A 24,202-nucleotide genomic window follows, 5' to 3' on the forward strand; every position below is an offset into this window, starting at 1 on the left:
GTGTTCTCCTTACCGCTTTGTGCGGTCCTCACTTTTTACGAGACCGCAGACAGATGAGCCGTCAATGACGCGGTTAGCGTGCATTTAATCATTGACGGCTCAGCAGCTGTCTGCGGTTTATAAGATCCATGAAAGTCATAAATACCATAAAAAGCGGACTCAAAAATGGGACATTATATCATGCCCCATTTCTATGAATTAACAATTAATTTTTGCCGCACGGAATATATAGTACAGTACCCACGGCGCAAATATATATTCAATATCCTCAATGTTTCTGAAGGTTTGGACATCAAATTTTCCCTTTTCGGGATTCCATATCCGAAGATTATCATCATTGCAGAGAGCGGGAACAACTGTCATTAGAAATACTATCATCTGCCGGTCGGATAATTGTTCTGGGTCTAATTCATTTGAAGCACAGATAGCTTCGTAGTCTTTCTGATGAGTGGCAGTAATAAATTGTAGCTGATCCATTTTGCATTCTCCTACAGTAATGATAGTTAATTAGATAGCCGGCGTCACTATGGCTTCCAATATCGGTATCCAAAATGGGTACTCACTGACTGATCCAGCGATTTCAATAGCTTGAGTATCATGCTCATTATCCAAATACGAAGAAACTTTCAGATACTGGTCTAGGTTTATCTCATGTCCAAGGATTTCTTCTACAGACATCCAGTTATCGGCATCATAGCCGTTTGGAATAAAATTCGCGTCCCGTTCTAGGATAAATAGTTTTGTCAGCCAGGGGGTATCGGGATCATAGTTCTCCCAATCTAGAATTCCTACAGCTTTCAGGATAGCAATCATCTCGTCCCGAGAGAAAACAAGTACATTGGTTTGATTCATCAGTAACTCTCCTTATCGTCCTTACGCGGACTTCACTTTTTCCACGGCTGCAGCCCTCAATCCAGTCAACGGCGCGAAGCGTTCAGTTTACCGTTGACCGATCTGAGGTGGGCGGCGATAGAAGACCCTAAGATTCATAAAAACCATAGGCTTCATATCAGCCATAAAAAGGCTATAACAAACAAAAGCGGGGTGACCCGCTTTTGTAATGGTCAGCACTCCTCGAAAAAGAAGAGATTGCCAGACTCATTTCTGTATTCCAAACTATCATCAATCTCACTGATGGCATCATCAAGATGTGCCCAAGGGACCGGTTTCCCAAGCCACTTAACCATTGAAAAGTTGGAGAAGTGAGCTTCATCCCAGTCTTTCTGCCAATCGTAATCGTTTAGCTGGTACACCAATTTCATTTCCTGCCAGCTGTCATAATAGTTATAAAGTTGATTGATGCAGGTATGGTTATCTAGATAGATTGTAGAGGTTCCCTCTGCCCACCTCTCAGAGTATGCAATCTGTTCCGCTGAAACCGCCACAAGTCCTTCATTCCTGTTCTTTGCAATTGGAATATCCTCATCAGGCCACCGCCGTTTTGCAAACTCTTCATCCTCGGGTGTTAATCCTCCACCGTTTTTGGCCAGTCCATAAATAATTGCCAAAACGGGGTCAGTTTTTTCTGATGTTTCAATAATGTCAGTCAGCTTTTGCATCTCTCGGTAAGCATCCAGAGTATTCGCAGACCAATGAAAATAAACATTACAAATTTCAATTCCGCCTTTTTCAATGCTAACAACTAATCTCGCTCCCATTTCAATTCCTCCTTGCCGCTTTGTGCGGTCCTCACTTTTTCTACAGCCGCAGGAAGCTGCGCCGTCAATGACGCGTTCAGCGTGCACTTTATCATTGACGGTCAGGCAGCAGCCTGCGGCAGATATAAGTCATAAAGGGCATAGGATCCATAAAAAGCCCGAGGTGAGTTTGCCCAAAGTAAAAAGGCGGGAAGTACTCCGCCTTAACTCACTATATCTAATCGGGTAGTGACGAATGCATATTGAGGACGCTCGGTAGGTCGCTTTTCATTAATCCTTGCATCGACGCGTCCGGTTGCATTGATTCGGGTACCTGGTGCAATCAAAGAGGCTATGTCTGCCAAGCCGCGCCATGTTTCCAGAGTTATCAAATCATCCTCGTAAATCCCTTGGGCATTTGCATAGGGACGCTTTACAGCAATCGTAATTTCACATTGCTTTATATCGTATGGCATTACAGTAAGTTCGGGTTTATTTATCACAGTCCCTGAAATGCAAAACACATTCAACATTTGAGTACCTCCTGCCGCTTTACTTAGCTCACTATATCCATCCGCTCTACGACAAATGCGTATTGAGGACGTTCAGAAGATCCGTCTTTGCTCATTCTGGCAGCTATACGTCCAGTAGCGTTAATGCATGTTCCAGGAACGACCATAGATGCTGTATCCGCCAAGCCACGCCATGTTTCCAGAAATAAGAGGTCGCTCTCGTAAATCCCTTGGGCATTTGCGTAGGGACGCTTTACAGCTACCTTAACCACACATTGCTTAATTCCGTTAGGTTGGACGATGCATTCAGGCTTCGATGCCACAGTCCCCGATATACAAAATACGTTTAACATTTGATTTCCTCCTGCCGCTTTGTGCGGTCTTCACTTTCTTTCAGACCGCAGGCAGATGCTCCGTCAATGGCGCCATTGGCGTGCACTTTACCATTGACGGCAAAGCAGTTGCCTGCGGTTGATAGAAATCATGAGAAACATAAAATTCATAAAATCGTGCGTAATTAAAAAGGATGGCATCTCTGCCACCCTAAGGATCACCTGTTTTTCTTTTTCGAATAATCTTCGAATACTTCCGGATGATTCTTCTTGACCCACTCTAGCTGAGACTTGTATTCGTCGCGCTCAGTCATCATCTCATCGTATTCGCGCTTCATTTTTGGATCGAGCCACACAACCTGCGCATCATTATATTCATCAAGTCTAGATCTAGTTTGTGCTGTCATTTTTACACCTTCTCTTTCCAAATAATCAATCTGTCTTTCTGGGTCAACTGAGTCTCGGAAGATATGGCCAAGACATTGGATTGCTTCCTCGGATGATTCTGACCAGTTCACGCCAACGGCAGCAATCTTTATTCGGACAAAATCATTCAGAGATTGGCAGAGTTTTTCTCCCGCTCCTCTTTCATTATCATTATAAAGCATTTGTGCCACCGTCTTGCAGTCAATGACGAAACTATGGTCCATATGTGGCATGATCCAAATTGCGCAAACTGGCTTAATGTCTTTGTACTCATCATCCTTGAAGCCACTGACATCGTTTTTCTGCGATTTGAACATTTCCCCAATGTAGTAAAAGATTCTTCCCGCTAACGACCGGGAACCTGGATTTGAGTTCTGCACTTCCACATCTACGAAAAGAACATCTGGATCCGCTGTTTCGCATACATAGAGAAGTAAGGCATCAAAACTCATATCACCCTTTTCAATCTCGGTCATCTGATCCCGCAGTTTATGACAGTGACCTCTGCTGGTACCATTCAAAGACTTTCTGAATTTGGCGGCAATATCTTCCAGGTCTCCTGAAAATATCTCAGGCATCGTTTTTTTCAGAATTAAGGCACACAGAATCGGGAGAGAAAGAATCTCTTTTGCTGCCTTATCATATCTGGCTCTAGCTTCTTTTGGAGAAATAACAGCTTTTGCTTCAGAACTCTTCATTTCAGAATCCCAACAGTTCATTTTTTTTACTTTCCAGTTCGGCAAGTTTATCTTCCGCTCTTGCGTCTATTTGTTTTAGTCTCTCCTGCAGTCTGACGAGCATCTTATAATATTCCATTTTGTAACATTCCATTTCGCCTAGGAGCATATTGACTACTTCCTGCTGACCTACGTAAATGCATTTAAGTAAAAGTTCATTTTTTTTGCTTTCCAGTTCGGCAAGTTTATCTTCCACTCTTGCGTCTATTTGTTTTAGTCTCTCCTGCAGTCTGGCGGGCATCTTACAATATTCCGTTTTGTAACATTCCATTTCGCCTAGAAGTATATTGACTACTTCCTGCTGACCTACGTAAAAGCATTCAAGCAAATGGATTTCATCTAATCTGGCCATATCCGAATCTCTTTTTTCCTGGGTCTCAGAATCATCTTCATAGTTATCGTCTTCATCTTTTAAAGTCGTTTGTCGCTCAAAACAGCGGACGGCATCGTACAGAGTTGTAAAATATATCCCCCCCATATGCCATATTCTTTTTTCGGGATTATAGTCTTTAGCCACAACATACCTTTCAGGAGCACCTTCAGGACGTTGCAATAATGCAATCTTGTAGCCCAGTTTTCCTTCGCGGATTTCAATAATCTCAAATGTCATAATCAATTCCTCCTTACCGTTATTTGTGCGGTCCTCACTTTCTCCAAGACCTAGCACCCCAGCTGTGTCAACGGCGCGAAGCGTTCAGTTTACCGTTGATACAGTTGGATGCTAGGTAGCATAAAAAACATAAGAACCCTATGAGGTGGCCTGCTCCCCGGACATAGATACCATTGATGTGACAAAAAATTTCCGACCCTCATAATCGCAGTGTCTGCAGCGAAGCGCAGACTTTTTCGACTGGCTGTTTAGGCAAAAGGATGTGTGCAAGATTGTTGCCCACCTGATAGGAAAGTGATTTGATGATGTCTGAAAATTCGCAGTAATGGCGCCTGATATACTCGCAATCGCTCAGTATCGTCTTTCGGACAACACCTAAGGTTTCTGCCAACTCCTTAGCGCTTTTCCCGCAGGCAAGTCCCCTAAGAACCTGGCACCGTCTCTCGTGACGTTTTTGTGCAGCAGGCGTTTTCCCGCATATCTTGGTTTTCTTTCGACTTCTGGCCTTTCTTAACCGCATATCGCGCCGGGCTGATACAAGGAAAAACAGCAATTCCTGTTCATTCGGAGAAATTTCCAGCTTTCGGATGGCTTTCCTTTTTGAGGTAACATGAACATATTCACGTGCGGGTTTACAGCGCGTCAGCGCCTCGGTCTGCGGCAGGGGTTGCATAAAGCGGCTGTTAAGATACAGAATCTTCTTTTCGATGGCCTCATTAGCCAGACCGCACTTAGCCGCTCTCTCCCAGTAGAGGTATAAAAGGGTCTCCCGGTACCCGGAGCAAATTCCCGCCTTATTCCGCATCTCGATCAGTGTCTTCAGGTCTGACTCAAAAATGCTGAACTGAGAGTTCTGACGTGATGATCTATTGGATTTGCTCTTGCGAGATACCTGAGGGGATCGCATCTGGCAGCTTTTTGCCTTTTTGTAATCTCGGACTTCAGCGCGAGAAAACGGAAGGTAAAGATCAGCAAAGTCTGAAATGGTATACCTTTTTTCGCTAGCGTCAAGGACTCTCACAGGGCGCCCTGAACGGCCATTAATACTGCCGGGGATACGGATTACCTGGGTGGTTAGTGTAGCTTTAGAGTCGGCGCCAAAACGCTTCTGAGACTCAATGAGGCGGGTACAAATGGCTTTATAGAGACTCGTGCAGCTGCACGGTACATGTTCGATAGCAAAGAGACAGTAAAGACCGCGGCCAGAATCAATCACAAAAGACGGTTTCAGTGGCAGCGAATTTTTGATGTGAGTTCTGTACATTTCCTCTGGATCTAAGTGTTTGTATTCATCCAGTTTGTAGAAATCATAGTCAATTACAAAAGCATTGAGATGACGGATATTGGCCTCTGTCCTTTTGGTGGTCCAAAAGGAATTGATGGAAAAATAGACATCTTCTTCAGCATCCTGTTCAGCCTTGTTAATATAGGCAAGAAATTTGTCTTCGCGGCAGCAGAAATCGTGAAATCCCTCATGATCGCAGTAATAGGCATAGGAGTCGTCATACGCGGCCCGCAGTGGATCTGGGCAATCTTCCGGCAGCCATGCATCGTTTCTATGCCAATCTTTAAGTATGGCAGCATGGCATTCTACCTGGTCATCAGGACGATAGGTTTTTTTCATGTTGGTGTGAAGAAAACTGATCATGTCTATGGCTGTCATTTCCATGGAGTTGCTCCTTTTCTATATGCGCTGCAATATGCTGTAAGAATCTCTTTCCGGTATCCAGCTTCGAGGCGTAGATTTCGATGACTTCTTGTGGAACATCGGGATGTTGCATCCAATAGAGACCAAGTGCGAGAACAGATCGCCGCTTATAGTCACGCGGAGTTCCGGAACGTAATGTAAAATAATGAGAATTATTGTATGTTATGGAAATACTAGGTAAACTTTTCAAAAGGTGCAGGTCAATTCCACGCGCTAATCGGCTTTTAAGCGCTTCTGCTCCCTCAACAACCGGGGTCAGTAAGTCCTGAATCTTCTTCTGCCATCGTTTGCAGTCACTAACAACACGGGAATAATCAGATGCATTAAAATCAATTTCTGGATCCTTGACAGCAAATTGTAGTAGGGCAAAATAGAGGCTGCCTTTTGGATCCCTGGTATGATGGTTTTTCGTGTTCTGAGGTTATCTGGGCGCAAATTCGCTTTCCTGGATCTGCATACGATCTGACGGACTTATCGTGATCAACTCTGATAAATGAAGCAGAGTTGAGAGAAAGTGATTGCGGGGCGAAATCCAGTAGTTTTCTAGCCTTTCGTAATCTGCGGTCAGCCCGAAGAACGATCATGTGACTGGGATGAAAAAAAGACATTAGCGATTCCTTTCCAAGAAGCGCTAATGACTTTTGTTCTGTACGGTAAATTTTGAGTTATCTGTATCCTGTGGCGCCATTCAGATACTGCAGCGGAGAAAATTCTCCGCTTTTTTTGTGCCCGCTGTATCCTGGCCATGCATGTCGCCCTGCCTGCCCGCCGGTCAGAAGTCCGCAGTCCACAGAGGCATGACGCAAACCGTGACCCTCCGGATGGTCCGCCGGGATACACAAAAGGCCTGCAGGCATCCACATTTGCGGATGCTGCAGGCCTTTTCATACTGATTCGCTGTGTGAGTCCTTCAGTCTGCTTACAGCCAGTTGAAGAGATTGAAGAGTCCGAAGAAGCGGGGCACGATGAGCCCCGTCGGCGGAATCAGTCCGCCGGTTTCGCCGTTCTCCGATCCGGTTACCGAATCGTCGCCTCCGGAATCCGGCACTTCAGGCTGGGTCGGGAACTCGCAATAGGTGCCGTTCCAGGTACCGCCCTGTGCCCCGCATTCCGCGGAAGGATCACTCTGGTCGATTGCCTCGCAGGCTGTGCCATTCAGTTCATAGCCATCCGGGCAGCTGCAGGCTGTGCCGTCCCAGGTGCCGCCGGATCCGGTGCACGCTGTGGCTGCGCTGTCATCTTCCTGCTTCGTGATGCAGATGCCGGCTTCTTCGTCATAGGTGCCGCCGGATGCCTGGCAGGCGGAGCGGATCTCCGACTCCGAAGGCTGGTAAGTATTGTAGGTCGGGGCCGTTTCGTCGCCCTTGTCCACGAACTCCGTCTTGATGTAGCCGCTTTTGTAATCCGATACGCCATCCGGCCTGGCAATGGGACTGTAGCCGCCGAACTGCTCCATGTAATCCAGCATATAGTGCGAGATGTGGAAGGCAGTGGCCATATACAGCTGCTGGTCATTGATGTAATACCCCTGCTGCTGGAATTCCTCGGTGTAGCCCGACCACGTCGCGATGGTGTAGCGGTTGGTGTAGCCCACAGACCATTCATCGCGGATCGCACCGTTGGGAATGCCATACTGCTGACCGTAGACACCCCAGTCGGAGGTACCGGACTTGCCGTAGACCGTATAGCTGGATTTCAGAATCTCATTGAAGTTCTGGTAGCCGCCTGTTACGACTTTCTCCAGAAGACTCGACATCATGAACGCCGCCTGATCGGAAATCAGTTCTTCCGTCGTGGTGTTGCCGGCGATTTCCTCTTTATCAGCCCGTCTAACGATCCGCCGCACACGGTGGGCATTCACCCGGTTGCCGTGGTTGGCGAAAATCGTGTAGGCACTGGCCTGCTGAATCGGGCTCGCCCACATGTTGGAGCCGCCAATGGCATACTGTGCCACAAACTGCTCCCAGACATCCTGGTCGTATCCCAGTTTCCGGCAGTAGTCCTGCCAGTATTCCAGGCCCGTTGCAGCGATCAGATCGTTCATGGCGGCGGCTGCTGTCGTGTTCTTCGAGACACCCAGTGCATCCTGCAGCGACATCAGGCCCTGATACCGGCGGTCCGAGTTCTGCAGGTTCTGCCCCGTCGTGAAGTAGTCATCCGCCTTGTCGTTCACGGTGTGCACCGTGGACCAGCCAAGGAGGTCGAATGTCGGGGCATAGGCCAGCAGCGGTTTCATGGAAGAACCGGGCTGCTTCCGGTCCAGAGAGTTGTCTCTGTCTGTCTGCCCCTGGATATACCGGCGCCCCGGACCCACGCAGAGAATTTCGCCGGTGGCGTTGTCTATGATGGAGAAGCCCACGTCGAAGGCATCGTTGGGGTACTGCACGGAGTCCACGCGCCCGCGCAGGATGTCATCGCACTGTTTCTGGGCTCCCTGGTTCAGAGATGTGTAAATATCCATGGGGATCACGAACGGATCCTGCCCGGCCAGGGTCTGCACTTCTTCAATTGCCTGCTGGATGAAGGGCATGTTCGGGTCATTCGTGCTCATGTCCGTTTCCAGCAGCGCAAACTCGAGCCGGGAATTCTTTGCCAGCTCGTACTCTTCCTCCGTGATGTAGCCGTGGTCGAGCATGAGCTTCAGCGTCACATTTCTCCGGTTGGTGGCACTCTGCAGATAGTCCGTGGCATCTTCCGCGGCAGCATATTTGTTGTTGATGGGATTGTAGCTGGCCGGGGAGTTGACGGCCCCTGCCAGGAATGCGGCTTCCCCCAGATTCAGCTGGGAGACATCTTTGTTGAAGTAGTACTCCGCGGCTTTCTGGATACCCCGGGTGTTGTAGCTGGAGCCGAACCAGATCCGGTTGACGTAGTAGTCAAAGATGTCTTCCTTGGAAATCGACTGCTCGGCAATCAGGGCCAGGTAGATTTCCTGAATCTTCAGCTTGATGGATTCCAGCTTGGATACGGAGCCTTCCTCTGCCTTGATCTTGTCCTCCTGAATTTTGGTGAAGGCGTTGTCGATCATCTGCATGGTCAGCGTTGAACCGCCCTGTCCCAGGGTGCCCGAACGCAGGTTGCTGAGGGCCGCTGCCAGGAAACGGGGGAGGTCAAATCCGTGGTGGTCGTAGAAACGGGAGTCCTCGATGGACAGGAAGGCATCCACCACGGACTGGGGAATCTGGTCGTAGGTGACGTCTTCCCGGATCTCGTTTCCGAATTCATAAATCAGGTTGCCGTCTGTGTCAAACATGCGGGAATTGGACAGCGTGGAGAGGCCTTCCTGGGAAAACCGCATGCCGTCCGGGTCGTTGATGACATTGACAAGTATGAAGAACACCGATATACATCCCACCAGGAAACAGGTCAGGATGGCAACGGCGATTTTGTTCCAGATGTCGAGCTTTCGCCGCCTTGCGGATTTTGCGGCAGCCGGCCTCTGGGAGCCGGATGTTTCTTTTTCGGGCATTGTGACCTCCTTGTTCCAGTTCAGTATTCAGACACCGGCACAGCCGCCGGTTTTCTGGCGTGTTCGATCAGAAGTAGAGCCGGTCCACAGCAGCCAGCCAGGGAAGCCGCGGATACAGGCCTTCCTGCAGTTCAACTCCCTGTTCTTCGAACCAGACATAGGGAATGCTGCTGTGGCTGCAGGCTTTCATCTCCCGGATCAGCAGCGGGGCATCCACGAGAAAGGTTTTCTGCCGGGCTGTGAACCGGATGATAAAGAATCCGATTCCGTCATGACGTTCGACTTGTTCCAGATGACGGATCTGATGCGGATGGACCAGATTCAGCGGAAACCCGCGGATGTTTCTGGTTTCCTTGGCTTCGAAATCCAGGTACCGCCCCCGGTAGACTCCGTTATAGTCTGTGGTGGAGGGGGTCTTGTAGTAGGCCTCCGTGATCCGGGCTCTCTGCCGGCTGGGATAGTCCACGTGGACCACCTGCACCGGTGTCGGCTTTTTGTAGACCAGGCATTTTCCGTTCTCCCTGTACCACAGATTGGAGTCGTTGATGTCAGCTTCGAGTCCCTGTCCGCGGGAAGCGGGGTTGCCTCCAGGCGTGATGCCGGCAGGTGCGGATCCCTGTGGATATCCGATCTTGTTCATCCAAAATATTATACGGAAATTACCGGAGCGTTTCCACTTCGTGTCAGGCAATGAAGCATTCCGGATGGATTTGTTGTAGAATGTGGATGATAGCGGCTTTGTGACAGACACAGGCAGTGCATATCTCTGCAGCGGTTGACGAACGATGGCGCTGCAGGCATAATAAAGAGGTTAGAATCGAGGGAGACTGAATGGCGAAAGATACCAATCTGACAGCACAGGAGATCTACGACAAGGAGTTCCACGTGGATCTCAAGGGGTATGCCCCCGGAGAAGTGGATGAATTTCTGGATATGGTCATTGAAGACTATCAGGGATTCGAGGAAAAAATGCAGGAACTCGGCACAGCTCTGGCCCGGTACGAAGACCGGATCAAGGAACTGCAGCAGCAGGTCTTCGCCCTTCAGACCGAGAACCAGAATCTGACGGAAAAGGTGAACGCGGATTTCGTGAACGCCAACAGCGATCAGGTGGATCTGCTCAAGCGGATCGCCCGCCTGGAGCAGGCTGTATTCGGCAAGGATCAGCCCCAGCCCCAGCAGTAACAACAGACAGAAACACAATACAGGCCGCGAGACAGCTGCTGGCCCGCCGGGGTCAGAGGAAAGTCCATGCTCGCACTGTCTGCGATGACAGTAGTGTTTGTGCCGGGCCAATCAATAAGCCCGGGTACGTCCACTGGACGTAACGGCTGCATCGTTCTCCTAAAGCTTCAGCCATGGAGAACGGTCTTTAAAAGTGCCACAGAGACGAAGCCGTTCGGGAAACAGAACGGGTGGAACGGGTAAACCCCTCAAGCGAGAAACCCAAATTTGGTAGGGGAACCGCTGGACCGGAACTGAACGGAAAGGCGGATGCGCGCTGCGCATAGATAAATAGCTGCCGCCGGCATCTGCCGGAACAGAACATGGCTTATGAACGGATGTATTGTTTTTTGTAAACCTCTTTGAAAAAAGGGGTTTTTGTTTTTTCGGACAGCCATGGCACGCCAGGTCCCGGCGTCGGCAATTTTGCGGCTGGTCTGGTATCATGAACATGCATGATCACGATTTTCAAAACCGGCGAGCATGGTCTCATGACCAGGATCCCGGCACCTGAAAAAGGCTGCTGGGTCAGCGCCGTGGCACCTACAAGAGAAGAACAGATCTGGCTGGAAGAAGAACTGGGAGTCGTTCCGGAATTTGTCCGGGCGGCCCTGGACCCCGAAGAGACGTCCTACATTGACCAGGATGAGGAAAAGGAGCAGGTGCTGGTGATTGCGGACTATCCGGCCAGAGATCCGGATACCGTCAGCGAGATCCCCACATTCATGACACTGCCTGTCGGCGTGGTTCTCATGAAGGGCTGCATCGTCACGATTGCGGGGGAGGAAAACGAGCCTGTGACCGAACTGGAAAGCGGACGGGTGAAGGTCAACACCACGCAGAAAACCCGGCTGCTGCTTCTGCTTCTGCTGACCATCTCCCAGCGGTTCATCCTCTGCCTGCGGCAGATCGACCGTCTGTCAAACCAGACCGAAGCGCGTCTCTACAAATCCATGAAGAACCGGGAACTGCTGCATATGCTGCAGCTGGACAAAAGCCTGGTGTATTTTTCCTCTTCCCTGAAGGCGGATGAACTGACCCTGAACCACATCATGCGGGGCAAGCTCATACCACACTACACAGAGGATACGGATTTGCTGGAAGACGTGATCATCGAGTTCCGCCAGGCGGTGGAGATGTGCAGCAACTATTCCGAGCTCAACAGCCGGACCATGGACGGCTTCTCGAATGTCATTTCCAACAACATGAATGACATCATGAAGGAACTTACGGTGATCACCCTGGTCATGAGCATTCCCAACATGGTCTATGGATTCTATGGCATGAATGTCTCGGACCTGCCGTTTCCGGTTACGTGGTTTCCCCTGGTGCTGTCGGCGGTGCTCTGCATCGCGGTCTGGCTGTACTTCAAGCACTCCCGAACATTCAAGTAGCATAAGACCCGGCCTCCTGCTGATGATGGAGCCGGGCTTTTTGTATGCGCAGTTCCATGCAGGAACTCCGGAGTGGAGGTTCAGCATAGTCTGGTACCATGAAGGCAGAAGACAGCACACGTCTCGAGAGGAGCACAGGCATGAAACAGGACTCATGGTCCGCATTTTCCTATGCTGATGAAGTCCCGGGATTCTGGGAGGAAGCAAGGCAGAACAATTACAAAAGGGGAACACCCGGACCGACTGCGAGGCCAGATCGGGGCGGCTTTGCGAACAGATGATGGAATGGCTGAATGGCCGCCGGCTTCCGGACGGATCCATCCTGGACCTGACACGCAGAAGGAAGGAACTGGTGACGGCTGACGGCATCCGGCTGGGGGGAGACAACATGTTCACGTGGTTTACCGGCCGGATCCTTGACATAACGAATGCCCTTGAGCAGAAACCCGGTGAAGACTGGGAGACCTTTCAGCAGGGGATCATCCGCAATGGCTGGCGGATCGGTGCCCGGATCCCCTTTCCCCGACACCGCAACCGCCTGAACCAGATGCGGGGATTCAGCGGCCGGATCATGGACCGCTTCGACCTCACGCTGGACTGTATCCGCAGCTTTTATGACGATGTCCCGTCACCCTTGACCGGGGTTCTCGAGAGTGACCGGGCCTAGTTTGACCATTTTGTGGATTTCCGGGGATTTGTGGACTTTTTTCTGCTGAACGACTGGGTCAACAGCTCATACGAGGTGATCGACCAGTCCAAGACCGGGACTGTTCTCCCGCAGACGGTAAAGGAGCTGGAACACTGGCTTTTTCGGATGGAGGAACTCACAGACGCCCGGTGCCGGAGAATCGAAGAGAGTGTTTCCAGCCGATTGGCCTGAGCCCCATCCGAAGTGCACGAACACAACAAAACCCGGCACCAGCCGGGTTGTGAAACTCTGTATTTTACTGCCTGGCTGTCTGATCCTGCGAATCAGGCAGCTTTTTTCATCATCGGCTTCAGGGCGCGGAAGAGCAGGGGGACAAACACGAGCCCCAGGACGGTCGTGGGAATCATGTAGCTTGCCTGGTAGACAATGGACCCCCACCAGTCAACACCCCAGACCCAGACACCGCTGAGGGTGCTGGACACAAACCGCAGGGCATTGGTGATCAGCACACCGCTGTAAAACCAGCCGATGTTCGGGAACAGCGAAGCCAGTCCGTAGACGCCGAAGGCAATGAGATAATCCAGCAGGAACCCGGCAAAGTCCGGGGTGTACATGGGACCGGTCACAAACATGAGCAGGACCGCAATGAGGCACAGGAACGTGCCTTTTTTCCATCCAAACTGGTAGCTTGCCAGAAGCAGGGGAATGGTGGACAGTCCCCAGCTGCCGCCATTGGGCATCTGGAAGAAGGGAATGGCGTTGGTGAGCACATCCAGGACCATGAACAGGGCAATGTAGAATGCCATAAGCACAAGTTCGCGGACTTCGAGATTCTTCATAAAAAAACACCTCCACATGAGGCGCAGGTTTAACGGCGGCATTGTCTGTCCAGCCGGAACTCCCTACGCTGGCATGACCCAGTTCAGGTTCGAAGGGACCGTGCGTCTGCACATCTCAGCCTCTCGGCGCCCCTGTCCAACAGTGTCAGTATAGTGTCCGAAGCACGTTCTGTCAAAGCCGGATGAAGGTCCATACCCGGATCCCGGATCTGTTCCGGACCCACGGGCGGCCGGAGGGGAGCAGACCGGAAAACTGAAAAACGCCTGACGGCAGGCATCAGGCGCTGATCAGGATGTAGACGATTTCCGGGGTGGCGTTCAGCCGGGCATTGACTTTGATGCATCCCGTGCCGGTGGAAATATAGTAGGGGAATTCCACCGATGTGGTTTCACCGCGGTTGATGGTCTCGGATCCGGGCCACGAACGGTATCCCCCGAACACCGGATAGGAGATCTGGGTCCCGTGACTGTTTCCCCCCAGGGCATAGTCGATGCCTGCGGCCTTGAGAGCTTCACTGGAAAACGGGTCGGTGTAGTGGCTGATCAGGACCGTGAACTGATCGGCCTGAACGCCCTGCAGGGCAGCCTGCCAGTCCTCCTGCGGGGAAATGCCCACCAGGCGGATGCCCGCAGCCGTTCTGTTGCAGATCAGCCGGCTGCTGTTGTCTATGATCTCCACCTGACTTGCGTTGTAGATTTCCTGGACCTGGGCCAGCCGTTCGGGACTTGTCAGGTCCTGTTCGCCCAGGACCGCAAACTTCCCCAGAGGCGCCTGGATGGACGACAGCCACTGGATCATCTGCTGCTTCATGTCTTCTGTGATCTCCACATCCGCCTCGAAGAGGTCCCCGCCAAAGACCAGGACCCGGGGATTCATGGCATGGATCCGGTCAAACACGTTCTGTGCCCGTTTAGCAGTTTCGTACCGTCCGTATTCCAGATCCGTGAAGTAGACCAGCGAGACATCGTCCATGTCCGCCGGGATCGACTTGTTTTTCCACGCCAGTGTGGTAACTGCCAGGTTTTCCGGATTGATGTAAATGGCCCGGTACATGGCGCAGGCCATGAATACGGCAAGGGCTGTCAGGCAGGCGACAACAGCCAGCAGTTTTTTCTGAAGTGATTCCATATCGTCTACCAGTATACCAGACTTCCAGGCGTGACCTCGGGTACCGCCGGGAATTCCCGGTCTGTCTGCAGGCATGCTGGAGGTTTGGTCAACCGACAGCGGCATTGATGGAACCTCTGAATCAGGTGGTTCACTGGAATTTTTCTCTGTCCTGAGCCTGTTGGTTGAAATGGTACGGCCAATCAAGGACAATTCAAGCGAAAACTGGTTTCAGGCAGATATGAAAGCTGTTTACACATACTGGCTGCCAGCTTCCGGGCCCCGGACTCTGGCAGGCCGGACTGTCTGCCTGCTGTGCAGCAGCACCAGGGAGGCTTCTGTCGGGAAATACGCGGAAGCGTCCACAGCCAGAGAGGAGGTATTATATGCCGCGTCCCAAGGGAGGGTCCGGGAACCGAAGCTCGTCCGGACACTCCTACTCCACCCGTTCATCCAGCGGTCACAGAATCAGCGGCTCTGCCCAGCGCCGGCCAGGGTCTTCCCAGCCGGGGCCATCTTTTTCAGGCCAGCCGTCCGGTTCATCTTACTTCAGTCAGAAAGACCGCAGTTACCGGCAGCCCGGCCCCATGCCGCAGACAGGATACCGAAGACGCCAGAGTCCGGGCTTTTTCCCGGGGTTCCTCATGGGCAGCATGCTCTCGGGGCGCCGACGCCGCTATGATGCACCTGACTTTCCCCCGCAGGGATATCCCGGGGGGTATGATCAGGGTTCCCGCTACCGTTCCCGGAGAGGAAGCAGCCTGATCTGGATCCTTGTGATCGTGCTTATTCTGATCTTCCTGTTCTCGGCCATGAGTGGCTGTTCGTCATCTTCGGATGAAGCGGGGAACAGTTCCTACAACCGCGAGAAAATCACGGCCAGTCAGCCCTTTGATGCAGACTGCATCGTGGATGAAGCCGGGTTCTTCGAGGCTCCCTCGAAAACCGGACAGCGCCTGAAGATCTTCTATGACAAGACCGGGGTTCAGCCCTATGTGGTCATTGAAGACTATGACCCGTCCCTGAAGACCGACACGCAGAAAGAGGCCTATGCTCAGCAGTACTACGATGAATACATCGGCAACGAAGACACGTTTCTGTATATGTATTTCGCAGATGCCGATCCTGACAGCGTGGGCTACATGCAGACAGTCAACGGCAAGAACACAGAAGCGGTCATGGATCCGGAGGCAGTGAACATTTTCTGGAACTACATGGATTCCGAGTGGACATCCAGCAAGAGCACCGACGATATGTTCGTGGATGTCTTCGACAAAACCGCGGACAGGATCATGACAAAGACAGCCACCGGAAAAGATGTGGCCATGCGCACCCTGCTTGTCGGCGGCATTGTCATTGTCGCTGCAGCCATCATCATTCTGGTGATGATGAAACACCGCCGGGAGAAGGAAAAAGCGGAAGAAACCCGGCGCATTCTTGAAACACCGCTGAAAACAGATGATCCGGATGATGACGATCTGGTTCATCGATATGGAGGATAAAACAGTATGGGTATTCTGAGTCGATTCAGTGAAATCATGAAAAGCAACATCAACGCGCTTCTCGACCGGGCGGAAGATCCGGAAAAAATGGCGGATCAGATGCTGCGCAACACTCGTGAACAGTTTGCCGAGGTCAAGGCCCAGACCGCTTCCGTGATGGCGGATGCAGCAAAAGCCAACCGCGATGCGGCAGACTGCCAGGCGGATATTGCCCGGTATCAGAAAGCCGCGGAAAACGCCCTGATCTCCCGTAACGAAGGCGATGCGAAGAAGCTCATCGCCCAGAAGCAGAAGCTGGAAGAGAAATACAAGGCTCTGCAGCAGGCGGCGGACCTGGCCAATGCCAATGCCGACAAAATGCGGCAGATGTATGACAAGCTGGCGTCCGACATCGAAACCCTGGAAGCACGCAAGGATGCCATCAAGGCCAAGACAGCTGCCGCAAAGGCACAGCAGTCCATCAACAGACTTGTGTCCGGTCTCCCCGATACCAACAGTTCCCTGGAAGCCTTCGACCGCATGGATGCCAGGGCCACCAAGCAGCTCGATGCAGCGATGGCAGAGGCACAGCTGAACGAAACGTCCTCCAGCGAGGATCTTGCGGAAAAATACAGCGGATCCGGCAGCGATGTTTCCGTGGACAGCGAACTCGAAGAAATGAAGAAAAAACTCGGCCTGTAATCTGCAGACCGACAGCATTCCGCCCGGCCGGCCAGAAGCCCCGGGCGGTTTTGTTGTGTGTCGGGCATGACGCACATCTAGCCGGTGAAAGTCCGGTCACGGGTATTTGCCGCCAAGTGTAGTGAACCGCAAGTCGAAAGCCGCGAGGCTGGGATGGAAGAAGCGGTGTAGCCAATCTGACGAGCCTACGAACAGAAACCTGATACAAGGCCAAATGGCGGGTGAGGTTGCAACACAAACCAAAGCCCAAAAGGCAAACGTAAAACCAAGACGGTAAATCAGGAGGTTGTGCAGAGAAAGATGTGTGCCTTACCCCGAGAGATCTCGCAGACGTCAGTCCAATAAGCTTTAAAAACAGCGATGGTGGTGCCAGTGGCATACGGTCCGAAAATGTTTACTGCGAGAAGTCAGAGCGGAGCATAGTAGGTAGTAATACTGAAGGCTCCTGCCGGTTATAGTGAGCGAATCGCTTTTGAGTAATTACCCTGCAGTCCGAAAGTCAGAATAGTCATAAGGTGAAGGATCGTAACCGGAGCCGGTGAAATGGATGGGGACGGACAGGGAGTCTCTGTAAGAAAGAAGGAAACGCAAAATGAGATTGTCAGATTTGATTCTGGAATCCTCCAACATGGAGAAGGCCATCAGAAAGGTAGTGTCAAACCGCGGTTCAGCGGGAATCGATGACATGCCCGTTGATGAGATCAGAGCATGGATGGAGGTGAATGGGGATGAACTTGCAGAACAAATCCGGGAAATGAAATATAAGCCCAGTCCTGTCCGCAGAGCCTATATTCCCAAGCCAAATGGGAAAAAGAGGCCCTTGGGCATCCCGACTGTCGTAGACAGGGTCGTCCAGCAGGCTACGTATCAGATACTTTATCCGATATTTGATTCCACGTTCAGTGACAGCAGTTTTGGATTCAGAGAAGGTCGAAGCGCCCATCAGGCCATCGAGCGAACTCTGGAATATCTCAACGAAGGATATGAGTGGGTCGTGGACCTGGACATTGAAAAGTTCTTTGATATGGTCAACCACGACAAACTGATCTCGATCATTCGCCTGAAGGTCAATGAAAAGGAGACCCTTCACCTGATCCGTTCTTTCCTTAAAGCCGGAGTCATGGAAGAGGGGAAACTGAATAGAAATGACCTAGGGACGCCCCAAGGTGGTAATATTTCGCCGCTCCTTGCCAACATCTATCTGGATGTATTTGACAAGGAACTTGAAAACAGAGGATTGAGATTTGTCAGATACGCTGACGATGTCACGATCTACTGCCGAAGTGAGATGGCCGCCAACCGGGTAATGAGATCTGTATCCTCTTGGCTCGAACGGAAACTGTTCCTGAAGGTTTCGCCAACCAAAACGCATGTAGTCAGACCACCTGAAAGTACATTCCTTGGATTCACTTTCTGGAAGGGTAGAGACGGATGGAAGTGCAAGCCGGCAAACGACAGAAAACAGAGACTCTATAAGAATATGAAAGAGCTCCTGTGCCGTCGGAAAGCCGCTGCCATGCCTTTATCCTATCTGTTTACGAAAGTTAATCAGAAAGTCAGAGGATGGATCAACTATTTCAGTATTGGTTCCATGAAAAGATTCTTAATAGAATTTGGACAGTGGCTAAGACACAAAATTCGGGTAGTGATCTTTAAGCAATGGAAAAGACCGAAAACGCTCTTCAAGAATCTCATGATTCTGAACAAGCAGTTCAAAACGGGATTTTCCAAGGAAGAGATACGGCAGACTGCCAACTCAAGACTTGGCCTGTGGCGAACTACTGGGTGGAGGACTGTGAATTTCATCTTATCACCAAAGGTTCTTGCGTTATCCAACAAGGAAAAAGAACGACCGGGTCTGATCGACCCGGTCGGGTGTTACCTGAACTTACAGAATAAATCATAGCAAATTCATGAATGCCCGCAAGGGCAATATAACTGTAGAGCCGTATACGAGATCCGTACGTACGGTTCAACGAGAGGGGCGTAAATCACTGAATTTCCCCTCTACTCTATTGCCCGCAGACGATGGGAACAGCGCATCCGGCGGGAACAGGCACAAAGAAAGGGCAGCACCCTGAATCTGGTGCTGCCCTGTGTCTGGTGATTTTTATGCCTGATGGCCGGTTTCTTTTTTCTGCCGGGGCTGGGGAAGGGCACGGACGGATTTCTCTTTTTGTGCCCCCTGTTTCCGGGATCCCTGCGGCTTTTCGCTTTTGCGGTGTGCCGTCTTGTGGGAGGCGTGACCGGCCTGCTGCGCCCGGCGTTTCTTCAGTTCTTCCATCGTCTGCCGGGAGTTCAGGATCACCGGGATCACGATGGGATTGCGCCTGGTCTTCTTGTACAGAAACGGCTCCAGCGTGCTGCGGATGCAGTTCTTGATGTCCGAGAAGGTGGTCCTCTCCTTCATGCGCTCTGACAGGGAGTTGGCCACGATGAATTCCGCCTCCTTGATCAGGGACTGGGAATCCTTGATGAAGACAAAGCCCCGGGACACGATCACCGGTCTGGCCAGCAGTTTGTTTTCCTTCGAGTCAATGGCAACGATCACGGCCACAAGCCCGTTGTCCGCCAGGATCCGCCGGTCTTTGAGGACCGCCGTGGAGAGACCCGAGATGTCGTTTCCATCCACATAAATATCATCGCCCTGGAAGCGCCAGTCGCTGGCAATCACCTTGTGGTCACGCAGCAGCAGGACATCGCCATTGGCGCAGACAAAAATGTTTTCAGGCGGCATGCCGGTTTCGATGGCTGTCTGCCGGTGCTGCATGAGCATTTTGTACTCCCCGTGAATGGGCATAAAGTATTCGGGCTTCACCAGCTGCAGCATGAGCTTTTCCTCTTCCTTGGAGGCGTGGCCCGTGGTGTGCAGGTTGGTCAGGATGGACTTGTTGAGCACCGTGGCACCGGAGCGGAACAGCTTGTCCACCACGGCGTTGACCGCCGCATCGTTGCCGGGGATCGTGCCGGAGGAGAATACCACTGTATCGCTGGGTTTCAGGTGAATGAACCGGTGTGTACCCGCCGCGATCCGGCTCAGGGCTGCCAGCGGCTCGCCCTGGGATCCCGTACAGATGATGCACACCTTGTCATCCGGTGTCCGTGCCAGGTCCTCATGGGACAGAAGCTGGGAATCCTTGATTTTGATGGTTCCCATTTTCCGCGCAATGTCCACGACATTTTCCATGGACCGTCCGAATACCGCCACCTTGCGTCCGGTGGCAAGGGCTGCCTCGATGATCTGCCCCACGCGGTAGACATTGGAGGCGAATGTGGCAATGATCATGCGGTGTTTCGCGTTGCGCATGATGCCCATGATTTCCCGGGAGACATCCTTTTCGGAGATGGAGAAATCCTCCACACCGGCGTTGGTGCTGTCCGACATGAGCAGCGTGGGCTTCAGTGCCCCGATGTAGGCCATTTTCTGGTAGTCCGCATTGCGGCCCACGGGCGTCAGGTCAAACTTGAAGTCTCCGGTGTGCACGATGCTGCCGTTGGGGGTCGTGATGAGCACACCCAGGGAATCGGGGATGGAATGGATGGTGTCGAAGAATCCGACGGTGAAGTACTTGGCCCGGATCCGGTAGTCGGAATCGATTTCTATGATTTTCGTTTTCTCCAGACCCTTGTGCTCAGCCAGCTTTTTCTGGATCAGCGCCTTGGCGAACCGCGGTGCATAGATTGCGTCGATGTTCACCTGCCGCAGCAGGAAGGGAATCCCGCCGATGTGGTCTTCATGGCCATGGGTGATGACCAGGATCTTCCGCTTCTTGTCCTGGCGGATCAGGTGATGATAGTCGGGGATCACATAATCAATGCCCAGCAGTTCGTCGCCGGGAAACAGGACCCCGCAGTCCACGATGCAGATTTCGTTCTCATGCTCGTAGCAGTACATGTTCTTGCCGACTTCTCCAAGACCGCCCAGGGCATAGACCAGTGTGTCGGTTTTGCGCACAGCTGTCTCGGGACGGGCAGGCAGGCCGGCTTCCTTATTATCATTCTTGTGTTTTTTGTATTCAGCCATTGTGAATCCTTTCTGAAATTATGTTCAGTTCATTATACCATACGGCCCGGATCCAAAGCGGCTGGTGACAGACACGGCCATCCGCCGCTGCGGCAGAAAACAGGTATGCGGTTACATTCCTGCGCGGTTCCATCAAAAAAACGCCGGCCGGCTGTGGAGCCGGACGGCGGGATGGAATCCGATAGCGATGTCAGTACACTTCCGCTTCCGGGTCTTCCTTCATGGGATTTTCTTTGTCAATCCGGTCATAGTACAGAATACCGGAGAGATGGTCGATTTCATGCTGCAGGCAGATGGCCAGGAATCCTTCGGCTGCAATGACGACATTCGCATCCTGCAGCAGGTCGTAGGCCCGGACTTTGATCCGTGCGTGCCGGAAGGCGTGACCTTCATGGTTTTCGAGCACCGAGAGACAGCCCTCCCCGCCTTCCAGATAGCTGTTCTGGACAGACTCGGAAATGATTTTCGGGTTGGCCAGCGCAAATTCCAGATTTTTTTCCGGATCTTCCGGATCAGGCACCACTACGGCAATGAGCTTCCGGGGCACACCCACCTGGATCGCGGCAATGCCCACGGCCGGCTTCAGGTTCTCCGCCTCGGCCAGTTCCTCGTCCTGGGAATTGCGCACATACTCCAGGAGTCCCTGCAGCAGTTCGGCATCCTCTGCTTCCAGAGGCAGGGGAACCGGGACACTTTTTTCCCGGATCCGGGGATCGGTATCTGTAATGATCTGTTCTGTGGTTATCTTCATGCAATCCATTTTACGTCATTTTTCCCCCTCTCTCAATTATGGTATTATGACATGAGCTCATAAGGGGGTGTGTGCATGCAGAAAGCAACGGGGAAACAGAGGGAAAAGCTCACTCTGAAACTCCACAGCGGGTATGACCGGGGGCTGATGGCCGCCGTCTGGATCCTGATCATTTTCGGGACCTGCATGATCGCCTCCACGGCAGTGGGGCAGACCACATCCAATGCCAGGGCCGTTCTCGTGACCCTGGGAAAACAGATGGTGTTCATCCTCATCAGCTACCTGGCCATGTGGGGCATGAACCGCTGGTTCACCATCCAGCGGTTCAGCAGCCTGAAATGGCTGATCATCGGCGTGTATTTCCTGCTCATGGCATTGTGCTTCGCGTTTCCGGCGGTCAACGGATCGCAGGCGTGGATCAACCTGCGCGTCATGACCATCCAGCCCTCCGAGTTCGGAAAACCCCTGATGATCCTGCTGGTGGCGTCCTCGGTCTGGACCATGCGGCGGCATCCGCACCTGAAAGTCACATACGGGCAGTATTTCCGCATCCCGCTGCTGTTCCTTCTGGTGGATGTCCTGCTGCTGGTGATGCAGCGTGACTTCGGGACCATGACGATCACCGTCGGCATTTATCTTCTATGCGCGACGATCCCCGATCACAGGGGGATCCGGAAGTGGCAGCGCAACACCCTGCTTGCCATTGCCCTTGTGGTGATCACAGTGGCGGTGCTGATGTATTCCGGCGTTCTGGCGCAGATCCTGGAGTCCATTCCCGGGCTGCACCACATCGGTGTCCGGATCGAGAACACAGTCAATCCCTATACAGATATATATGGAGACGGCTACCAGCCTGCCAATGCGCTGTACGGGATCGGATCGTCGAACATCCTGGGGCGCGGGTTCGGGAACTCTGCACGGAAATACGGCTATCTCACCCAGGCGGACAATGACTATATCCTGGCGGTGATCATAGAGGAACTCGGCATTTTCGGGCTGGGGCTGCTGGTGGCGTGCTATGGCGTGATTGAATACAAGCTGTTCGGCTATGCCCTGAAGACCCGGGATACGGTGAACAAAGTGATCCTGGCGGGCACCGGCACGTATTTCTTCCTGCACTTCCTGCTCAATGTGGGCGGAGTGTCGGGGCTCATTCCCATGACAGGCATTCCCCTGCTGTTCATTTCCTCCGGCGGTTCCAGCCTGCTGGCGGCTTCTGTCAGCATCGGCATGTGCCAGCAGGTCATTTCCCGGATCCGGCACAGGGAGCTGAACCGGCGGGTGCCCGAGGTGGAATTCACACAGATCCGGATCGGGGAACAGGCTGCAGCCGGCAGCGGGTATGAGACCCGGAAAGAGAGGAGGGACAGGCGATGGCAGTGAAAGCGGCATTCTGCGGGACATTCGATCCCGTGACCAACGGGCATCTGGCTCTCATCGAGCGCGCCGCGGCGCAGTTTGATTTCCTCACTGTGGTGGTCTCCCCGAACTCTTCCAAGCAGTGTCTGCTTTCTGCAGACGAGAGACGCACCCTGCTGGAGCAGTCCGTGGCGCACCTGCCCAATGTCTCTGTCATGCAGTTTGAGGGACTGGCCACGGAAGCTGCCCGCAAAGCAGGAGCATCGGTCCTGGTCCGCGGCCTGCGCGGGGCGGTGGATGCCGACTATGAATACAATATGGCTCAGATGAACCGGCGGATCGCACCGGAGATCGAGACCGTCCTGCTGTTTTCGGATCCGGAAACAGCCCTGATTTCCAGCTCCAATGTGCGGGAACTGCTCAGGTACCATCTGCCAGTGGATGACCTCGTGCCGCTGCCGGTCAATGCGTGGCTGCAGGAGCAGTCTCTGGCTGCGGATACGGACACTCATCAGGAATCAGCTGCAGGGAATCATCTGCAATCAAAGGAGGAAGGGAAATGAACACAATCACTGACTGGCTCGAAGAGAGGGGCTTTCACCCGGTGAACCGGGATCTGTACAGGGAGGCGTGCACACATTCCTCCTATGCCAATGAACATCACTGTCCGGACAACGAGCGTCTGGAATTCATGGGGGATGCGGTGCTCCAGGTCTGGAGTGCCGACAAGCTCTTTCATATGGAACCGCCGCTGCCGGAGGGCAGGATGACGACCCTGCGGGCGCAGATCGTCTGCGAGTCCACACTGGCAAGGCTCAGCGAACGCTATGGCTGGAACCGGTTTCTGCTCCTGGGAGTGGGTGAAGAACGCACCGGAGGCCGTACACGCAAAAGTCTGATGGCGGACCACTTCGAGGCATGCCTGGGTGCGCTGTATCTCGATCTGGGGTATCCGGCGGCAGCGAGGCTGCTGGATGAAATCATGCTGCCCGAGTTCACGGCGGAAAAAGGGGAAGACGTGACGGATTACAAGAGCCATCTGCAGGAAGTCGTCCAGGCGGATTCCCGCCGGACACTGGAGTACCGGCTGCTGTCGGAATCCGGTCCGGCCAATGCCCCGACCTTCACCATGGGGGTATATCTGGATGACATCCTGATGGGATCGGGCACCGCTGCGTCCAAGAAGCGGGCCGAGCAGAAAGCGGCCCGGGATGCCTTTGAGAAAATGGCCAGGTAGCGT

Annotated in this window: 22 protein-coding genes, 1 other RNA gene, 1 pseudogene and 1 riboswitch; of the genes and pseudogenes, 10 read left to right on the forward strand and 14 right to left on the reverse strand. The window is 52.6% G+C overall.

What is annotated here, in order from left to right:
• Positions 1 to 198: 198 nt before the first annotated feature.
• The 10 genes from aalo17_RS02905 to aalo17_RS02950 all read right to left on the reverse strand — a co-directional run bounded on the left by aalo17_RS02905 (position 199) and on the right by aalo17_RS02950 (position 10,071).
• Positions 199 to 477 carry a hypothetical protein gene (locus aalo17_RS02905; RefSeq protein ID WP_067555393.1) on the reverse strand — a complete coding sequence of 93 codons (279 nt, stop codon included), beginning with the start codon at positions 475 to 477 and terminating at the stop codon, positions 199 to 201.
• 30 nt (positions 478 to 507) lie between these two features.
• Positions 508 to 852 carry a hypothetical protein gene (locus aalo17_RS02910; RefSeq protein WP_067555395.1) on the reverse strand — a complete coding sequence of 115 codons (345 nt, stop codon included), beginning with the start codon at positions 850 to 852 and terminating at the stop codon, positions 508 to 510.
• Between the two features lie 212 nt (positions 853 to 1,064).
• Positions 1,065 to 1,658 carry a hypothetical protein gene (locus tag aalo17_RS02915; protein ID WP_067555398.1) on the reverse strand — a complete coding sequence of 198 codons (594 nt, stop codon included), beginning with the start codon at positions 1,656 to 1,658 and terminating at the stop codon, positions 1,065 to 1,067.
• Positions 1,659 to 1,861: 203 nt separating this feature from the next.
• Positions 1,862 to 2,170 carry a single-stranded DNA-binding protein gene (locus tag aalo17_RS02920; protein ID WP_067555401.1) on the reverse strand — a complete coding sequence of 103 codons (309 nt, stop codon included), beginning with the start codon at positions 2,168 to 2,170 and terminating at the stop codon, positions 1,862 to 1,864.
• Between the two features lie 23 nt (positions 2,171 to 2,193).
• Positions 2,194 to 2,502, reverse strand: coding sequence for a single-stranded DNA-binding protein (locus tag aalo17_RS13285; RefSeq protein ID WP_067555404.1), 309 nt, complete (start codon positions 2,500 to 2,502; stop codon positions 2,194 to 2,196).
• Positions 2,503 to 2,699: 197 nt separating this feature from the next.
• Positions 2,700 to 3,650: a hypothetical protein gene (locus aalo17_RS02930; protein ID WP_143385634.1), complete on the reverse strand. Its 951-nt coding sequence runs from the start codon at positions 3,648 to 3,650 to the stop codon at positions 2,700 to 2,702.
• Entirely contained in the window at positions 3,607 to 4,254 is a 648-nt protein-coding gene (locus aalo17_RS02935; RefSeq protein ID WP_067555410.1) for a hypothetical protein, read from the reverse strand. Before aalo17_RS02935 ends, aalo17_RS02930 begins: the two co-directional genes overlap by 44 nt.
• A 199-nt stretch (positions 4,255 to 4,453) precedes the next feature.
• Positions 4,454 to 5,923: a helix-turn-helix domain-containing protein gene (locus tag aalo17_RS02940; RefSeq protein ID WP_067555413.1), complete on the reverse strand. Its 1,470-nt coding sequence runs from the start codon at positions 5,921 to 5,923 to the stop codon at positions 4,454 to 4,456.
• A 958-nt stretch (positions 5,924 to 6,881) separates the two neighbouring features.
• Positions 6,882 to 9,431, reverse strand: coding sequence for a transglycosylase domain-containing protein (locus tag aalo17_RS02945; RefSeq protein WP_067555416.1), 2,550 nt, complete (start codon positions 9,429 to 9,431; stop codon positions 6,882 to 6,884).
• A gap of 67 nt (positions 9,432 to 9,498) precedes the next feature.
• Positions 9,499 to 10,071 (reverse strand): Holliday junction resolvase RecU, encoded by a 573-nt coding sequence (locus tag aalo17_RS02950; protein ID WP_082743207.1) that lies wholly within the window; start codon positions 10,069 to 10,071, stop codon positions 9,499 to 9,501.
• A 191-nt stretch (positions 10,072 to 10,262) separates the two neighbouring features.
• Between aalo17_RS02950 and aalo17_RS02955 the strand changes: the two genes are divergently transcribed.
• The 4 genes and pseudogenes from aalo17_RS02955 to aalo17_RS13290 all read left to right on the forward strand — a co-directional run bounded on the left by aalo17_RS02955 (position 10,263) and on the right by aalo17_RS13290 (position 12,929).
• A complete protein-coding gene (locus tag aalo17_RS02955) occupies positions 10,263 to 10,616 on the forward strand; it encodes a DivIVA domain-containing protein (RefSeq protein WP_067555419.1) in 354 nt (117 codons plus the stop codon).
• A gap of 23 nt (positions 10,617 to 10,639) precedes the next feature.
• An RNA gene (rnpB, locus tag aalo17_RS02960) (RNase P RNA component class B) lies at positions 10,640 to 10,991 on the forward strand.
• A 119-nt stretch (positions 10,992 to 11,110) separates the two neighbouring features.
• A complete protein-coding gene (locus aalo17_RS02965) occupies positions 11,111 to 12,049 on the forward strand; it encodes a magnesium transporter CorA family protein (protein ID WP_067555422.1) in 939 nt (312 codons plus the stop codon).
• Positions 12,050 to 12,242: 193 nt separating this feature from the next.
• Positions 12,243 to 12,929 (forward strand): annotated as a pseudogene (locus aalo17_RS13290) (DUF6994 family protein).
• Positions 12,930 to 13,021: 92 nt separating this feature from the next.
• Here the strand turns inward: aalo17_RS13290 and aalo17_RS02985 are convergent.
• Together aalo17_RS02985 and aalo17_RS02990 are read right to left on the reverse strand one after the other, a co-directional pair.
• Positions 13,022 to 13,537 carry an energy-coupled thiamine transporter ThiT gene (locus tag aalo17_RS02985; protein WP_067555432.1) on the reverse strand — a complete coding sequence of 172 codons (516 nt, stop codon included), beginning with the start codon at positions 13,535 to 13,537 and terminating at the stop codon, positions 13,022 to 13,024.
• Between the two features lie 43 nt (positions 13,538 to 13,580).
• Positions 13,581 to 13,681, reverse strand: a riboswitch (TPP riboswitch).
• Between the two features lie 133 nt (positions 13,682 to 13,814).
• A complete protein-coding gene (locus aalo17_RS02990) occupies positions 13,815 to 14,666 on the reverse strand; it encodes a metallophosphoesterase (protein WP_067555433.1) in 852 nt (283 codons plus the stop codon).
• A 566-nt stretch (positions 14,667 to 15,232) separates the two neighbouring features.
• Between aalo17_RS02990 and aalo17_RS03000 the strand changes: the two genes are divergently transcribed.
• The 3 genes from aalo17_RS03000 (at position 15,233) to ltrA (ending at position 18,734) form a co-directional block, all read left to right on the forward strand.
• Positions 15,233 to 16,147 carry a TPM domain-containing protein gene (locus aalo17_RS03000; protein ID WP_145907473.1) on the forward strand — a complete coding sequence of 305 codons (915 nt, stop codon included), beginning with the start codon at positions 15,233 to 15,235 and terminating at the stop codon, positions 16,145 to 16,147.
• Between the two features lie 6 nt (positions 16,148 to 16,153).
• On the forward strand, positions 16,154 to 16,828 hold the full coding sequence (locus aalo17_RS03005; RefSeq protein ID WP_067555440.1) for a PspA/IM30 family protein: 675 nt from the start codon (positions 16,154 to 16,156) through the stop codon (positions 16,826 to 16,828).
• A gap of 592 nt (positions 16,829 to 17,420) precedes the next feature.
• A complete protein-coding gene (gene ltrA, locus aalo17_RS03010) occupies positions 17,421 to 18,734 on the forward strand; it encodes a group II intron reverse transcriptase/maturase (RefSeq protein WP_067555442.1) in 1,314 nt (437 codons plus the stop codon).
• Between the two features lie 204 nt (positions 18,735 to 18,938).
• Here the strand turns inward: ltrA and aalo17_RS03015 are convergent, their stop codons facing one another.
• Both aalo17_RS03015 and def read right to left on the reverse strand, forming a co-directional pair.
• A complete protein-coding gene (locus aalo17_RS03015) occupies positions 18,939 to 20,852 on the reverse strand; it encodes a ribonuclease J (RefSeq protein WP_082743208.1) in 1,914 nt (637 codons plus the stop codon).
• A gap of 190 nt (positions 20,853 to 21,042) precedes the next feature.
• On the reverse strand, positions 21,043 to 21,603 hold the full coding sequence (gene def, locus aalo17_RS03020; protein WP_067555444.1) for a peptide deformylase: 561 nt from the start codon (positions 21,601 to 21,603) through the stop codon (positions 21,043 to 21,045).
• Positions 21,604 to 21,678: 75 nt separating this feature from the next.
• Here def and aalo17_RS03025 point away from each other — a divergent pair, with 75 nt between their 5' ends.
• Genes aalo17_RS03025 through rnc form a run of 3 tightly spaced genes read left to right on the forward strand, consistent with a single transcriptional unit; the run spans position 21,679 to position 24,199 of the window.
• Entirely contained in the window at positions 21,679 to 22,986 is a 1,308-nt protein-coding gene (locus aalo17_RS03025; protein ID WP_067555446.1) for an FtsW/RodA/SpoVE family cell cycle protein, read from the forward strand.
• A complete protein-coding gene (gene coaD, locus aalo17_RS03030) occupies positions 22,977 to 23,525 on the forward strand; it encodes a pantetheine-phosphate adenylyltransferase (RefSeq protein WP_082743209.1) in 549 nt (182 codons plus the stop codon). Before aalo17_RS03025 ends, coaD begins: the two co-directional genes overlap by 10 nt.
• Complete coding sequence (rnc, locus tag aalo17_RS03035) at positions 23,522 to 24,199, forward strand: ribonuclease III (protein WP_067555448.1); 678 nt, start codon at positions 23,522 to 23,524, stop codon at positions 24,197 to 24,199. The genes coaD and rnc overlap by 4 nt, the downstream gene beginning before the upstream one ends.
• Positions 24,200 to 24,202 lie beyond the last annotated feature (3 nt).

Source organism: Faecalibaculum rodentium (assembly GCF_001564455.1).
Taxonomy (GTDB): Bacteria; Bacillota_I; Bacilli_A; order Erysipelotrichales; family Erysipelotrichaceae; genus Faecalibaculum; species Faecalibaculum rodentium.